The 15407-nt window shown below is 72.5% G+C and carries 10 protein-coding genes and 2 tRNA genes; 6 read left to right on the forward strand and 6 right to left on the reverse strand.

The genetic code is table 11. The features are described 5' to 3' along the window. Nucleotides 1-19: 19 nt before the first annotated feature. The gene (locus NR792_RS08215) at nucleotides 20-1819 is read right to left on the reverse strand and encodes a TolC family protein (RefSeq protein ID WP_375759513.1); all 1800 of its coding nucleotides are present in this window, start codon (nucleotides 1817-1819) and stop codon (nucleotides 20-22) included. A gap of 232 nt (nucleotides 1820-2051) precedes the next feature. Here NR792_RS08215 and NR792_RS08220 point away from each other — a divergent pair, with 232 nt between their 5' ends. Both NR792_RS08220 and NR792_RS08225 read left to right on the forward strand, forming a co-directional pair. After that, nucleotides 2052-2975, forward strand: a complete 924-nt coding sequence (locus NR792_RS08220; protein WP_375759514.1) for a class I fructose-bisphosphate aldolase — start codon at nucleotides 2052-2054, stop codon at nucleotides 2973-2975. Nucleotides 2976-3154: 179 nt separating this feature from the next. After that, on the forward strand, nucleotides 3155-6979 hold the full coding sequence (locus NR792_RS08225) for an ATP-binding protein (protein ID WP_375759515.1): 3825 nt from the start codon (nucleotides 3155-3157) through the stop codon (nucleotides 6977-6979). 88 nt (nucleotides 6980-7067) lie between these two features. Here the strand turns inward: NR792_RS08225 and NR792_RS08230 are convergent. The 5 genes from NR792_RS08230 to NR792_RS08250 all read right to left on the reverse strand — a co-directional run bounded on the left by NR792_RS08230 (nucleotide 7068) and on the right by NR792_RS08250 (nucleotide 9902). After that, nucleotides 7068-7140: transfer RNA gene (locus NR792_RS08230), tRNA-Ala, on the reverse strand. Nucleotides 7141-7205: 65 nt separating this feature from the next. Then, nucleotides 7206-7604, reverse strand: a complete 399-nt coding sequence (locus tag NR792_RS08235; protein WP_375759516.1) for a hypothetical protein — start codon at nucleotides 7602-7604, stop codon at nucleotides 7206-7208. A 60-nt stretch (nucleotides 7605-7664) separates the two neighbouring features. Then, complete coding sequence (locus tag NR792_RS08240; protein ID WP_375759517.1) at nucleotides 7665-9044, reverse strand: RsmB/NOP family class I SAM-dependent RNA methyltransferase; 1380 nt, start codon at nucleotides 9042-9044, stop codon at nucleotides 7665-7667. Between the two features lie 15 nt (nucleotides 9045-9059). Then, on the reverse strand, nucleotides 9060-9725 hold the full coding sequence (locus tag NR792_RS08245; protein ID WP_375759518.1) for a response regulator: 666 nt from the start codon (nucleotides 9723-9725) through the stop codon (nucleotides 9060-9062). A 91-nt stretch (nucleotides 9726-9816) separates the two neighbouring features. Next, a tRNA-Leu gene (locus NR792_RS08250) sits at nucleotides 9817-9902 on the reverse strand. Between the two features lie 99 nt (nucleotides 9903-10001). Here NR792_RS08250 and NR792_RS08255 point away from each other — a divergent pair. The 4 genes from NR792_RS08255 (at nucleotide 10002) to NR792_RS08270 (ending at nucleotide 15391) form a co-directional block, all read left to right on the forward strand. Continuing rightward, entirely contained in the window at nucleotides 10002-10745 is a 744-nt protein-coding gene (locus NR792_RS08255; RefSeq protein WP_375759519.1) for a tetratricopeptide repeat protein, read from the forward strand. Between the two features lie 545 nt (nucleotides 10746-11290). Further along, on the forward strand, nucleotides 11291-12247 hold the full coding sequence (locus NR792_RS08260) for a diguanylate cyclase (RefSeq protein ID WP_375759520.1): 957 nt from the start codon (nucleotides 11291-11293) through the stop codon (nucleotides 12245-12247). A 26-nt stretch (nucleotides 12248-12273) separates the two neighbouring features. Further along, nucleotides 12274-14010, forward strand: a complete 1737-nt coding sequence (locus NR792_RS08265) for a two-component system response regulator (RefSeq protein WP_375759521.1) — start codon at nucleotides 12274-12276, stop codon at nucleotides 14008-14010. A 109-nt stretch (nucleotides 14011-14119) separates the two neighbouring features. Continuing rightward, the gene (locus NR792_RS08270) at nucleotides 14120-15391 is read left to right on the forward strand and encodes a PQQ-dependent sugar dehydrogenase (RefSeq protein WP_375759522.1); all 1272 of its coding nucleotides are present in this window, start codon (nucleotides 14120-14122) and stop codon (nucleotides 15389-15391) included. Nucleotides 15392-15407: the final 16 nt, after the last annotated feature.

The raw sequence follows: 15407 nt of genomic DNA on the forward strand, positions 1-15407 counted from the left end.
GACTGGCAGCCTGGAAGGGTTATTCATCCGTCGCGGGGACGGCACCGGTGACGCGGGCAAGTGACGCCAACCCGACGCGCACGTCGTGCCAGCTCTTGCCCCGCTCCGCGGAGGCCTGGGCCAGCGCGGTGAAGGCGTCCACCAGCTCCCGGGTGTCGCCGGTGCCCAGGTCGAAGGCGGCATAGGCGGCGGTGGCCCAGCGCTTCGCGTTCTTCTCCGCCTCCGAGAAGGACTTCGCGCGCGCGTAGGCCGCGGCGAGCTGGCTCTGCACCTGCGTCACCTCCAGCCGGATGCCCGCCTTGAGCGTCTGTTCCTGAGCGTGCATCTTGTCCAGCTCCGCGCGGGCCTGCTCCAGCTGCGCGTCCTTGATGGGGATGTCGAAGGTGCCGCGGATCACCAGGCCCAGGCCCGCGGTGCGGTCGTTGAAGGGGTCATAGGCGAAGGGGCTGCGCTGGCGCGTGGCGCTGCTCGTCCAGCGGATGTCGTAGTAGCCCGCGAGCCCCAGGTCCGGGTAGTAGCTGCGCTCGCGGATGAGGACCTCCTGCTCGCGAGCGATGATGCCCGCGGCGATGGCCTTCAGCTCCGGGCGGCGCTCGTTGGCCAGCTTCAGCGAGCTCTCCAGGTCGGGCACGTTCACGTCGCCCTGGAGCGGCAGGTCCTCCTCCACCACCTCCACCTGCTCGTCCGGGCCCGCGCTGGCGAGGAGCCGGATGGCGGTGAGCGCGAACTGCTCGCCCTGCATGGCGGTGGCGCGCTGCGACTCCACGAGCTGACGGAAGTACCCCAGCTTGTACGTGTCCAGCTTCGACACCTGATCCGAGTCCTCCTTGAGGAGCGCGTCGATCTTGTCGCCCGCGTCCTTGAGGCGCTTGGACACGTCCTCCAGCTGCTTCAGGCCGGCCCGCGCCAGCTGGTAGCCGTAGTACGCCTGCGCGGCCTGGAAGCCCGCTTCCGCGCGCGCTCGCTCGCGCAGCGCCGCGCCCACGATGGGGCCCTGCGAGCCCGCCTTCTCCAGCGCGGAGAGCTTGCCGAAGGTGTAGAGCGGCAGCACCGCGTTGCCGGTGGAGAACACCGTCACGCCCACCTTGCCGAAGTTCCAGTCGCCCTCCAGCGACGCCTCCGTGGTGGGCGGGCCTCCCAGGCCGTCGTTGCGCGCCTCGGGGACCGGGCCGCCCGCGCCCAGGGTGATCTCGAAGCGGGGGAACCAGGCCCAGCGGGCCTGATCATGGAGCGCCTGGAACTTGCGCAGCTCCGCGGTGGCCTCCGCCACGCGCGCGTCCTGCGTGCGCGCCCGCGCCACCAGCTGGGCCAGGGTGATGGGCCCCTTGGGGGCCTTCGTGCCCTCGGCGGCGCCCGGGGCCCGGGCCTCCTCCGGGGCGCCCCGGGGGGCACCGGGAGTGAGGTCGCCCCGCGCGCCGTCGCCCGAGCCGGGGGCGATGGGTGACGTGCCCAGGTCCTGTGCGCCCGGGGTGGCGGCGGCCGGCCTGGGCGTGCCGGTGGTGGCGCGCTGGGCGGCGTTGCCCGGCTCGGCGGCCGGGCCGGGGTTCACGGTGGAGGGGCCCGGCAGCGGCGCGCGCGTACCAGGGGTGGGGTTGGCGGCGGAGGACCCGGTGCCGGAGGGGCCAGGGGCCGGGGTGGTGCCGGGCGAGGGGGTGGGCACGGTGGCCGGAGACAGGCTGCCAGGCGACGGGGACGCGGTCCCCGGTGCCCCCGTCCCCGGAGCGTTCGAGGGAGCCGGCGTGGGCGAGATCTGCGCGCCCGCCGCGCCACCGGTGAGCATCATTGCCACTGCGACGACCCTACCGACTTCTCTGCCCATGCTGTGGTCCGCCTCGTGTCCGGCGGGCATATCCGGAAGCCCGCGACGACGCAGCATTTCTGTGCACCCTTCCTCCCCACCGGATGTCGCCTTCCATCCAGTCGGCTCGCGCGTGAAGGCGCGTAGAGGGCGTGACAGTCGCCGACATTCGGTACAGACAAAGCTTGGTGGGCGCGGACAAGGACCGCAGAATCCCGCGCCGGTTTCGACGCCTTCCTTCAAGGAAAACCCCATGGCCTACACCAACCGCGTCAAGCAGATCCTCTCCTGGTATCCCTCCGACAACCCCGGCACGCTGACGAACCTGGCGCGCCTGTTGAACCACGGCACGCTCGCTGGCACGGGCAAGCTGGTCATCCTCCCGGTGGATCAGGGCTTCGAGCACGGCCCCGCGCGCTCCTTCGGTCCGAACCCCGCCGGGTATGATCCGGACTACCACGCGCAGCTGGCCATCGAGTCCGGCTGCAACGCGTACGCGGCGCCGCTGGGCTTCCTGGAGGCCATCGCGGGCAAGCTCGCGGGTGAGATTCCCCTCATCCTGAAGGTGAACAACTCCGACTCGCTGGCCAAGACGGCCGCGCCCATGTCCGCGGTGACGTCGTCCGTGAAGGACGCGGTGCGCCTGGGCTGCGCGGCGGTGGGCTACACCATCTACCCGGGCTCCGCGGCCCGCAACGAGCAGTACGAGGACCTGCGCGACATCATCGCGGAGGCCAAGTCCTACGGCCTGCCCACGGTGCTCTGGGCCTACCCGCGCGGCGCCCTGTCCAAGGAGGGTGAGACGGCCATCGACGTGGTGGCGTACGCGGCGCAGATCAGCGCGCAGATGGGCGCGCACATCATCAAGGTGAAGCCGCCCTCGGACTTCCTGGAGCAGGCGGAGGCGAAGAAGGCCTTCGAGAAGGCGAACATCCCCACCAAGACGCTCGCGGACCGCGTGCGCGAGGTGGTGCGCTCCGCGTTCAACGGCAAGCGCATCGTCATCTTCTCCGGCGGCGAGGCGAAGGAGACGGGCGCCCTCATGGAGGACATCCGGCAGATCCACCAGGGTGGCGGCTTCGGCTCCATCATGGGCCGCAACGCCTTCCAGCGCCCGCACGACGAGTCCATCAAGCTGCTCAAGGACGTGATGCACGTCTTCGCGGGCGGCGAGTAGGCTCGAGCGCGCCGTCATCCGTGGCGTGGCGCCCTCCCCGGCCCGGCTCTTCGCCGGACGGGCGCCACGCGCGCGGGAGCGTTCCGCCGTCAACGCTGGCGGGCGGCCGGGTCCTGGACCGGCCACTCTCCCGAGGCCCTACCCTGGCCTCCATGCCGGGCCTGGATTACGGAACAGGCATGAGCCAGGGATCCAGAAGGCCCGGTGATGGGGGCGCGGAAGCCTCCGCCTTGGGGCCGGACGTCGCCGACCCCGCGGCCCGGGAGGTCCTGGCCGGGGGCGGAGAGATGGGCGCCCTGATGCGGTCCACGGACTGGTCGAAGACGCCGCTGGGTCCGGTGTCGTCCTGGCCGCAGTCCCTGCGCACCATCGCCAGCACCGTCCTCCACTCGGGCTTCCCCATGATGCTGTTCTGGGGACCGGAGGCGGTGAAGCTCTACAACGACGCCTACCAGCCCCTCCTTGGGGGCAAGCATCCCTTCGCCATGGGGCGGCCTGGACGCGAGGTCTGGGCGGAGATCTGGGACGAGATCGGTCCGTGGGTCGAGCGGGTCCGCCGCGAGGCCCGCACCCTCATGGCGCAGAACCAGCGCATCTTCATGGAGCGCAACGGCTACCTGGAGGAGACCTACTTCACCTTCGCCTACAGCCCCGTCCGCGACGAGTCCGGGGCCGTCAGCGGCGTGCTCGACACGGTGGTGGAGACCACCAGCCAGGTGCTGGACGCGCGCCGCCTCCGGACGCTCCAGGAGGTGGCCACGCGCGCGGGTGGAAGCCTCCGCGTCCATGACGCATGCACGCAGGCCTTGGAGGCGCTCGCCACCAACCCCGCGGACCTTCCGTTCGCGTTGCTCTACCGCATCAGCGAGGACGGCACCCGGGCCCGGCTGGAGGGGCGCATGGGCCTGGAGGGGGACTGCGCCTTCTGCCCCGGCGAGGTGGGCCTGGAGCCGGGCGCGGCCTCCCCCTGGCCGCTGGGTCAGGTGATCCGCTCCGGACGCGCGGAGCGGGTCCAGGGGCTCGAGGCCCGCTTCGGCCCCCTCCCCCTGCGCGACGGCGTGCCGCGCCCGGACTCCGCCCTCGTCCTGCCCATGGCCCGCTCCGGCGAGTCGAGCCCGATGGGCCTGCTCGTGCTGGGCATGTCCCCCCGGCTGCCGGCGGACGCCTCGTACCTGTCGTTCCTGGAGCTCGTCTCCGGGGGGCTGGGCGCGGCCATCGCCGGGGCCCGCGCGTACGAGGACGCCCGGCGGCAGGCGGAGGCCCTGGCGGAGCTGGACCGGGCGAAGACGGCCTTCTTCTCCAACGTCAGCCACGAGTTCCGCACGCCGCTGACGCTGATGCTGGGGCCGCTGGGTGACCTGCTCACGGATCCGGAGCACCCGCTGGAGCGCTGGCAGCGGGAGCGGCTGGCGCTCGTGCAGCGCAACAGCCACCGGCTGCTCAAGCTGGTCAACAGCCTGCTCGACTTCAGCCGCCTGGAGGCGGGCCGCATGCGGGCCACCTTCGAGCCCACGGACCTGGGGCCGCTCACCGCGGGGCTCGCGGGCGCGTTCGACTCGCTGGTGACGAGGGCGGGGCTGCGGCTCCAGGTGGACTGCCCTTCCCTGTCCCGCCCCGTCTGGGTGGACCGCGATCTCTGGGAGAAGGTCGTCCTCAACCTGCTCTCCAACGCCTTCAAGTTCACCTTCGAGGGCACCCTCACCGTCCGGCTGCGCGAGCGCGGCGACCGGGTGGAGCTGACCGTCAGCGACACGGGCACGGGCATCCCCGCGCACGAGCTGCCCCGCGTCTTCGACCGCTTCCACCGGGTGGAGGGCGTGCGGGGCCGCAGCCATGAAGGCAGCGGCATTGGACTGGCGCTGGTGCGCGAGCTGGTGGAGCTGCACGGCGGCCACGTCTCCGCACAGAGCACCGTGGATCAGGGCAGCACCTTCACGGTGTCCCTGCCCACCGGCACGGCGCACCTGCCGCCCGAGCAGCTGCGCGCCCCGGCACAGGAGCGCATCCACGCCCCGAACCCGGAGGTCTTCGTCCAGGAGGCGGCGCAGTGGCTGGCGGACGCGGCGGACGACACGCCCATGGCCGTGCCCGTGCCGGAGGCGCCCCCGGGCGTCACGCGGGGCCACGTGCTCCTGGCGGACGACAACGCGGACATGCGCGACTACGTGCGGCGGTCGCTGGAGGGCCGCTTCACGGTGACGGCCGTGGCGGATGGCCGCTCCGCGCTGGCCCTGGCGCGGGAGCGTCCGCCGGACGTGGTGCTTTCAGACGTGATGATGCCGGGGCTGGACGGCTTCGCGCTCCTGCGGGAGCTGAAGGCGGATCCGCGCACGGCCCACGTCCCCGTCATCCTCCTGTCCGCGCGCGCGGGCGAGGAGGCGAAGGTGGAGGGCCTCAACGCCGGCGCGGACGACTACCTGGTGAAGCCCTTCGGCGCGCGGGAGCTGGTGGCCCGCCTGGAGGCAACGGTGAGCGGCGCGCAGGCCCGCGCCCAGCGCGAGGAGCTGCTCCATGCGCTCAAGCTGTCGGAGACGCGCTACCGGCTGGCCACCCGGGCCACCAAGGCCGCCGTCTGGGACCTGGACCTGGGCACCCAGCTCCTGACCTGGAGCGAGGGCATCCACACGCTCTTCGGCTACGCGGTGGGCACGGTGCCCTCCGCGCTGGAGTGGTGGGCGGACGCCGTCCACCCGGAGGACCGCGAGCAGGCCGTCCAGAGCCTCCACGCCATCGCGGAGGCGCCCGCTGGCAGCGACTGGCGCGCCGAGTACCGCTTCCGCCGGCCGGACGGCACCTATGCCCAGGTGGAGGACCGGGGCTGGGTGGTGCGCGACGCCGCCGGCAGGGCCATCCGCATGGTGGGAGCCATGCAGGACGTCACGGAGCGCAAGGCCGCGGAGGACGCCCTGCGCCGCAGCGAGGAGGAGTTCCGCACGCTCGCGGAGGCGCTGCCGGAGGCCGTCTTCGTCACCACCCCGGATGGCGCCATCACCTACGTGAACGCCGTGCTGCCGGAGGAGACCGGCATGAGCGCGGAGGAGCTGCTGGACCGGGGCTACCGGTGCATCGTCCACCCCGACGACATGGCCTCCACCGGCAGGGCCTGGGCGGAGGGGCTGGCGCGCGGCGATCGCTTCCAGGCGGAGCACCGGGTGCGCTACCGGGACGGCCAGTACCGCTGGCACCTGGTGCGCGCCCTGTCCGTGAAGGACGCGGAGGGCCGGGTGCTCAAGTGGGTGGGCACCTCCATGGACGTCCACGAGCTGCGCCAGGCCCAGGCCCAGCAGCAGCAGCGCGCGGACTTCGAACAGCAGCTCATCGGCATCGTCAGCCACGACCTGCGCAACCCCGTGAGCGCCATCCTCCTGGGCGCCGCCAGCCTGATGCGCCGCGAGGAGCTGGACGAGCGCAGCACCAAGGCCGTCAGCCGGATCCAGTCCGCCGCGGAGCGGGCCCACCGGATGATCCGCGACCTGCTCGACTTCACCCAGGCGCGCCTGGGGGGCGGGCTGCGCATCCAGCGCCGCGCGTCGGACCTGCACGAAATCATCGACGGCGTGCTGGAGGAGATTGAAGCCACGCACCCGGACCGGGAGATCCACCGGCGCCGCGGCGGCAGCGGCCTGGGCGAGTGGGATCCAGACCGGCTGGGGCAGATGGCCCAGAACCTGGTGACCAACGCGCTGAAGTACAGCCCCCGGGACACCGCCGTCCTCGTGGAGACCCTCGGCTCGGACGACGCCGTGACGCTGTCCATCCACAACGCGGGAGCGCCCATCCCCCCGGAGCGGCTGGGCCTGCTCTTCCAGCCGCTGCAGCGCGCCAGCGGCGAGGTGGACCACGGCAGCCGGAGCATCGGGCTGGGGCTCTACATCGTGAAGCAGCTGGTGGAGGCCCACGGCGGCACCGTCACCGTGACGTCCACCGCCGAAGCGGGCACCACCTTCACCGTGCGGCTGCCCCGCCACGTCCCAGCGGCGGTCGAAGTCCCGGCGAGCCCGTAGCGAGGGCCCCGGGCAGCCCCCGGCGGGCCACGCCCCAAAAAGCGAGAGGCCCGCGAGATTTCTCTCGCGGGCCTCTCTCAATTCAGTGTGGAGCTAACCGGGATCGAACCGGTGACCTCTTGAATGCCATTCAAGCGCTCTCCCAGCTGAGCTATAGCCCCTTCTTTTGCTGCGTGCTGCCCGGGCCGCCGTGGGGGGCGGTCCGTGCCGTGAGGCGGCGCGACTTCTACGGCTTCTTCGTCCCCGACGCCACAACTTTTTGCGGCTTCGCGACGGTTTTTACCTTCAAACGGTCCGCCACTTCTTCTCCTTCCCGGAGCAGGTCGGTGAGGGACGCGGCGTGGTCCGCCGCCGCCTTCTCCGCCGCCGCGATGTTCTGGAGCAGCCGGGAGAAGTTCGCGGGCAGCTCCAGCCGGCCTGCCTGGACGGCCTGCCAGACGGCCTCGCCCAGCTCGCGGTGGGTCTGCTCCTTCTTGTCCTTGAGGAAGGCCGCCTTGCCGTTGGCCCGCGCCAGCTCCGTGTTGCGTTCAACGGCCTCCCGCAGCCTGGCCAGCTTGGCCTCGGCCGCCTGGAAGGCCTCGTTGATCTGCCGCATCACTTCGGTCTGCTTCGGATCTGCCGCCACGGCTGTCACCCTCGGGAGAGGAGAAGGTCGTTCGTGCGTAACGTGGCCGCTCGGCGACTGTCAACCCGCCTTGCGGACCAGCCGGGCGGCGAAGAAGCCCCCGCCGGGGACCCGGGGTGGCAGGGCGCGCAGGTAGGGGCCGTCCACCCCCACCTGGAGCTCCGCGGGCCACCCCTCCCCCACCGGCTCCAGGGCGAAGCCCGGGTGCTTCTGGAGGAAGCCCTCCACCACCGCGTCGTTCTCCTCCGGCAGCACGGAGCACGTGGCGTAGACGATGCGCGCCCCGGGCTTCACCTGCGCGGCCACCTCCGCGAGCAGCGTGGACTGGGTGGCCTGGAACTCCGTGATGGCCTTGGCGGACAGCTTCCACTTCTGATCCGGCTCGCGCGCCAGGGACCCCGTGCCGCTGCACGGCGCGTCCACCAGCACCACGTCCACCGCGTCCAGCGGCACCGGATGCGGGAACGCCACCTGCTTCAGGCCGAACTCGCGCACCCGGTCGCGCGCGTCCGAGAGCCGCCGCTTGGAGCGGTCCCCCGCGAGCACCTTCCCCTTCGCGCCCACCAGGTCCGCGAGCCCCAGCGTCTTGCCGCCGGCCCCCGCGCACACGTCCGCCACGGTGAGCCCCGCCAGGGTCGCCCCGGGCGGCAGGCACGCCAGGACGATGAGCTGGCTGCCCACGTCCTGCACCTGGAGCCGCCGGGCCTTCATCGTCTTCGACTCGAAGATGCGGTGGCTGGCGTCCGCGACGCGCAGCGCGTCCGGCGCGCAGGGCACGGCCTCCGCCGCCACGCCCTCTTCCGTCAGCGCCGCGAGCACCGCGTCCCGCGTCCCCGGAGGCCGCGCGCGGAAGTGCAGCGACGGCTCCTCGTCCAGCGACGCCATCAGCCCCGCGAGCGTCCCTTCCGGATACACCTGCGCCAGCCGCTGCGTGAGCCACCCCGGGAACGAGTACCGGGTGGCCAGCCGCTCGACGACGGCCTCCGCACCCTCCACCGCAGGAGGCTCCGCGAGGGGCTTCGTCACCAGCCCCTCCAGCACCGCGTCATGCAGCGTGCGCGGCCGCACCGGCCCCGGCAGCTTCACCTCCGGCCCGACGCGCGCCCAGCCCTCGCCACAGAAGAGCCTGCGCCAGAGCGTGTAGCGCACCAGCGCCTGGTCCTCCGTGAGCACGTGCTTCCCGGGCGAGTGCCCCAGCTGCCGCGCCGCCAGGTCCAGCAGGCGCTGGTGCCGGGACAGCTCGCGCGCGGCCAGGGCCACGAAGCGCCGCTCCTGTCCGCCCAGCCCCTCCGCCTCCCGCAGCGCGGTGGCGAGCGCGGCCTTCAGCGGCTCGCCCTTGAGGACGGCGATGTGCGTCTCCAGCGCCGCGGTGGCCGCGCGCCGGGACGGACGCCCCAGGCGTGACGGCTCATGCGGCGTGGGCCAGAGGGGGATGTCCAAGGGTGACCTCGTCGCCTAACCGCGCAGCGGCACGCACACGGCCAGCGCACCGGCCCGCGTCTTCAGCCGGGGCGACGCGCCCAGGGACAGGAAGAGGTAGCACGGCGCGGCATAGCGCTCCCCGTCCAGCTCCAGGTCGCCCTCCACCAGGAGGACGCCGTGGGCGGACTGGGGGCGGTGCCAGGAGAAGGTGGCGTCGGGCGAGAGCCGCAGCCACATCCGGGCGCTGTCCGGCGTCGAACCCGCGCACCGCACCCCGGGCGAAAGCTCCGTCCAGTCCGGCGCGTCCCCCGGCAGGGGCTCTCCGGCCGCGGCGACCACCTGGCGCTTGAGCTCCAGGAAGCGCTCCACCAGCCCCATGATGTCGTCCACCTGGAAGGGCTTGATCAGCAGCGCGTCCGGCTCCGAGGGGTGCAGGACCTGGGCGACCTCGTCCGGACCGGCGGCGCTGACGATGGCCACCGGATGGCGCTGGCGGCGCGCGGCCATCAGGACGCCCCGGCCGTCCGTGTGCCCGCCGGCGATGCGCATGTCGGTCATCACCAGCTCGAAGCGGTCCGCCGCCAGGGCGCGCAGCGCTTCGTCGAGGGTGCCCACCGCCTGCACGTCCGCCAGCTCGGAGACCAGCTCCCCCATTCCTTCGCGGAGGCTCGGATCATCCTCGACGAGCAGGACCTTCATCGCGTCTTCCAGCGCGGCGGACAGGGGAGCGCTTTCACGTTCGGGCGGCCCGGAAGGACGGCATGGTGGGCGCCGGGTCTGCGTTTGAGGATGGCCCTCCCCGGACTCGAACCGGGACGCGGGGTCAGCCGCAGCGGATTTTGAGTCCGCCTCGTCTACCAATTTCGACAGAGGGCCCCTTGGGTGTGAGCGAGGCGGCCGAACGTATATCGCGCCTTCGGTTCGTGTGCATCCGAAGATTGCGGCTGTCCACGCACACCGCTAAAGGGGCAGCGCATGTACAACCTCCTCATCTCCCTGGCCATCGGGCTGGCGGTCGGCGTGCTGGTGAAGTTCGCCGGCGGCTTCTCCTGGTGGGCCGGCATCGTGCCCGGCGTCATCGTCTTCTTCGCTGCCTACATCGTGCTCGCCCGCCGGGTCTCCACCCGGGTCCAGGCGCTGATGACGACGGTGCAGAATGATCTCCAGGGCCAGCCCGCCAACCAGAAGGAAGCCCAGGGGCGCGTGGACCGGGCGGTCAAGACGCTGGAGCAGGGCCTGGTCTGGGACAAGTGGCAGTTCCTCATCGGGCCGGAGATCCACGCGCAGATCGGCATGCTGAAGTACATGGTGAAGGATTTGGACGGCGCGAAGCCCCACCTGGAGAAGGCCAGCGGCCGCAACTACATGGCCAAGGCCATGGAGGGCGCCCTGCACTTCCGCCGCAACGACGCGGCCGCCATGAAGACCGCCTTCGAGGCCGCGGTGAAGAGCGGCAAGAAGGAGTCCATCGTCTGGGCCGTGTACGCGTGGTGCCTCCTGCAGCTGAAGGACAAGGACGGGGCCCAGCGCGTGCTCGCGCGCGGCGTGGAGCTGAACCCCTCCGACGAGAAGCTCAAGGGCAGCCTCGCCCAGCTGCAGAACGACAAGCGCCTGAAGATGAAGCCCTACGAGCCGCTCTGGTGGCAGTTCGGCCTGGAGGCCCCGCCGGTGATGCCGCCCATGGGCGGGCGCCGCGTGCAGTTCACCCACCGGCGCTGAAAGTCCCGGTGGGAAGTGCGGATCCGGCGCCACCGCAATGGCGCCCGGGTCCTCATTCGCGGCCCTGCCGCGATCCCGTCGATGGCGCCGCTTCGTGCGCGTGCTTCCGGGGAGTTCTCAACGGATCAGCCGCTCCACCCCACCCCGGGGTGCCACTTCCGGAGCGGCCCGCGTCCGGCAATTCCTACCGTGCGCGCCGCCCCCACGCTGCAACGTCTTCCGATTGCCTTGTTGGCTGTCGCGCTGCCCCCCATGCAACCCCCTGAAAAGAGGCCGGCCGCCGCGTGAGGCGCGGGGCACAGGGCTTGCTCTCGGCAAGGGCACGCGGGCGACCGGGGCGGATGGTTCCCAAAGCCCCCGCGGAGGCGGACGGGCTTGGCAGCCGGAGGTCTCGGGTGAAGGTTGGATGGGTGGGTGGGTGCTTGCAAGACGGGGCGGCGGCGGGTGCGCGTGGGGCGCAAGGGCGTGGGGAGCACCTGGAAGGGCGTGGCGCCCGAGACTTTCGGCCTGCCATTTCGGGTCAGGCGAGCGGAGCGAACCAGTTCATGGAACGGCACGGCCGCAGCAGTGAGCGCGCGCTCCTGCTCATCATCGAGGACGACACCGCCGTGCGCGAAGGTCTGATGGACCTGCTCGCCCCGCGCTTCGACGTGCTGGCCGCGCCGGACGCGGACGCGGGCGTGGACCTGGCGCGCGAGCACCGCCCGGACCTGGTGCTGCTGGATCGCTTCCTGCCCTCCGGGGATGGGCTGGCGGTCCTGGAGACGCTCCAGAACGACGTGCGCACGGAGACGGTGCCGGTCATCTTCCTCACGGGGGACGCGGACGAGGCGACCCTGGAGCGATGCCTGGAGATGGGCGCCGTGGACTTCATCCACAAGCCGGCGAGCTCGCGCGAGCTGCTCGCCCGCATCGACCGCGCGGTGCGCCAGAGCGAGCAGCAGCGCAAGCTCCAGGTGCTGGCGCAGACGGACGCGCTCACCGGGCTGGCGAACTTCCGGGCGCTGTCCGTGCGGCTGGAGGACGAGTTCAAGCGCGCCCAGCGCTACGGCTACGCGCTGAGCGTGGTGGTCATCGACCTGGATCACCTGAAGGCCATCAACGACGGCATGGGCCACGACGTGGGCAACCGCGCCATCCTGGCCCTGGCCACCCTGATGCAGGGCAACCTGCGCGAGTCCGACTTCGCGGCGCGCTTCGGCGGCGACGAGTTCGTCGTGCTCCTGCCGCACCAGACGTCGCTGGAGGCCGCGGTGTTCGCGGAGCGCCTGCGCTCGGAGCTGCGCGGCGTGAACGTGCAGCGCGGTGACGGGCGGCCGGCGCCCTTCGGGTTGAGCATCAGCGTGGGCGTGGCGGACCACACGGCCGACTCCCCGCGCGAGAGCACGGAAGCCTTGCTGAAGGCGGCGGACGCCGCGCTCTACGAGGCCAAGCGGGAGGGGCGTGACCGGGTGGTGGTGTACGGCCAGTCGCTCCACGCCCCCGCGGCGCAGCGGCACTGACGGCGGGAAGGGAACGAGGGCGCGCGATGAGCGGGACCAGCAAGCTTACGAGTGGTTCAAGGGTGGCGATCGTCGGCGGAGGCATCGCCGGGGCGGGGCTCGCGGCCTCCCTGCTCTTCAACGGCCGCGCGCGGGGCGTGGCCCTGGACGTGCGCGTCTACGCGGGGGGCACCGAGGAGCGCACCGCGCCCCCTGCCCTGCTCACGCCGGAGTGCCGCTCGCGCCTCGCCGCGCTGGGCTGCCGGATTCCGCCGGAGTGGCGCGCGCACGAGCTGCGCGGCGTGGAGGTGATCTCCCAGGGCGAGCGCGAGCTCCTGCCGTGCGCCGCGGGTGGCCTCTGGGTGGTGGATGGCTGGCCCCGGGGTGAAGGCGGCCTGGACATGGTGCGCCACGTGCTGTCCACGGCGGCCAGCGCGCAGGGCGCCCGGTTCGTGGACCGCCACGTGGAGCGCGTGGAGCGGCAGGCGCCCGCACCGGACGCTCCCACGGCGGTGCGCAACGCGGGCCCCCTGGTCGTCCGCGCGCAGGGCAGCGGCGAGCGCTTCCACGCGGTGGCGCTGGCCGCGGGCGCGGGGCCGCTCATGGGTGACAACTTCTTCAAGGGCTTCCGTCCCGCGCCGTCCATGCCGGCGGTGCAGGCGCGGCTCCAGGGCGCGATGACGGGCCGGGACCTGGCGCCGGTGGCGCGCCTGTGGATTTCCCCGCTGCCCTCCGTGGATGCGCTGTTCCTCATCCCGGGCGCGTCGTCCGTGTACGCGCTGGCCTTTGGCGCGGCGGTGACGCCGGCGGACCTGTGCCAGGTGCTGATGATGGCCGCGCGCGACGGCCTCCTGGAGGAGGGCTTCGAGGTCGCCGCGCTGGAGACGACGCGCCTGCCCTTCGGCCCCGGCCGCACGCTGGTGGCGCCCGGGCAGCTGGCGGTGGGCCCCGCGGCCTTCGGCCACCCGCTGCAGGTGGGGCTGTCGGAGACGCTGGCGTCGTGCAGCCGCGCCGCGGTGGCGCTGCTGGATGGCGGGCTGGACGCGCCGTCGCTGGAGCGCAGGTACGTGCGCGACGGGCTGGGCGAGCTGATGGAGGACGCGGCGGCCGGTGCGCGCTCCCTGTCCTGGCTGCGCCGCGCGGGCAGGCGGGCCCCGGCGGCGTTCGTCGCGGCGCGCGCGAAGCATGCGACGGGCGGCGTGTACGGCGGCGGCGTGCTGGGCCTGAGCTCCCCCACCCCGCTGGGGCTGCTGTCCGCGGCGCGCTGGTCGGGCGTGCGGGAGGTGGTGGGCTCGTGGCTGCGCACGCCGATGGAGCCCGTGCCGACGTTCGTGCCGGAGGTGGAGCCGGACCTGTACTACGTGGTGGACGACGACGCGGACACGCGCGAGGCGCTCACGCTGCTCCTGGAGAGCACCGGCGCGCGCGTGGTGTCCTTCGCGGACGAGCTGGCGCTGTTCTGCGCCGTGGCCCGCCGCCCGCCCACCGCCATCCTCCTGGACGTGGTGCTGCACTGGGTGGACGGCCTGCGCCTGTGTGAAGGACTCAAGCAGCACCCGCTCACCCGCGACACGCGCGTGCTGGTGATGAGCGGCCTCAACCGTCCGCACGTGCGGCAGCGCGCGCTCGACGCGGGCGCGGAGGCCTTCCTGCCCAAGCCGGTGAACCCGGACCGCCTCCTCTGCCAGCTCACCGGCCGCGTGCCGGACCCGCTCGCCGCGCCGCGTGAAGTGCCGCGCCCCGCCGTCGTGGAGAGTTTCGGCGAAGACCGTTTTGCCTCCTGACCGAGAGAGGCCGACGACGTAGGCCGCGCGACAGGGAGTGTTGAACAGGGCCGTGGGCCACACGGCCGGAGTTGTGGGCTGCGAATCCAGTGCACAGGGTGCGCAGCCCATGACCTCTTCCCGCCTCTTCGCAGGTGCCGTGCTGTGCCTCTCGCTGGCGTGCACGGACAAGACGACGTCCAACAACGGTGATCCAACGCCGTTGGAGGCCGCGATCCCCACGCCCCAGGTGCCTCCGAAAGAGGACGCGGTGCGCGCGGTGTCCGTGCCCAACAACCTGGTGAAGCCCGCGAAGCAGCCCTTCGGAGCGGAGCGGCTGGCGCAGCTGCGCGTCCCCACCGGCTTCCAGGTGGGCGTCTTCGCGCAGGGGCTCACGAACCCGCGCAGGCTCGCGGTGCGCCCCAACGGCGCCGTCTACGTCACCGAGCGCGAGGCTGGCCGCGTCACCCTGCTGCGCGACACGAACGGCGACGGCGCCGCGGACACGCGCGTCGTCGTGGCGAGCGGGCTGGGCACGAAGAACTCGGGCGTGCACGGGCTGGCGCTCCAGGGCGACCGGCTCTTCATGATCAGCGACCGGCAGGTGTGGGTCGCCGCGGTGAACCCGGATGACACGCTGGGGGCCCCTGCCCTCTTCATCGACCGGCTGCCGGACGCGGGGCAGCACCCCAACCGGACGCTTGCCTTCGGACCGGACGGCAAGCTGTACGTGTCCGTGGGCAGCACGTGCAACGCGTGCGCGGACGCCAACCCGGAGAACGCCACGCTGCTGCGCTTCGAGCCGGACGGCACGGGCCGCGCCGTGTTCGCGAAGGGGCTGCGCAACACCATCGGGTTCGCGTGGCACCCGGTGTCCGGTCAGCTCTGGGGCATGGACCACGGCTCGGACTCGCGCGGGGACGACTACCCACCGGAGGAGCTCAACCGCATCCAGCAGGACGCGGACTACGGCTGGCCCTACTGCCTGGGCAAGCAGGAGCCGGACGCGTTCCTCAGCCAGGAGCCGCCGGACATGCAGTCGCGCCCGGAGTACTGCGCGAAGACGCAGCCGCCAGTGCTGGAGTACCAGGCGCACTCGGCGCCCATGAGCCTGACCTTCTACACGGGCACCCTCTTCCCCGAGGAGTTCCGCAACAACGCCTTCGTGGCGATGCGCGGCTCCTGGAACCGCAACCCGCCCACCGGCTACAAGGTCGTCCGCGTGCGCTTCGACGCCCAGGGCACGCCGACGGCGTTCGAGGACTTCGCGTCGGGCTGGCTCGGCGCGGACGGCACCGCGCAGTTCGCCCGGCTGGCGGACACGGCGGTGGCCGCCGACGGGGCGCTGCTCGTCACGGACGATGCGAACGGCGTCATCTACCGCATCGGCTACTCGGGCTGAGCTTCACTCACTGATA

Origin of the sequence: Corallococcus exercitus (assembly GCF_042231735.1) — a bacterium.
Taxonomy (GTDB): domain Bacteria; phylum Myxococcota; class Myxococcia; order Myxococcales; family Myxococcaceae; genus Corallococcus; species Corallococcus exercitus_B.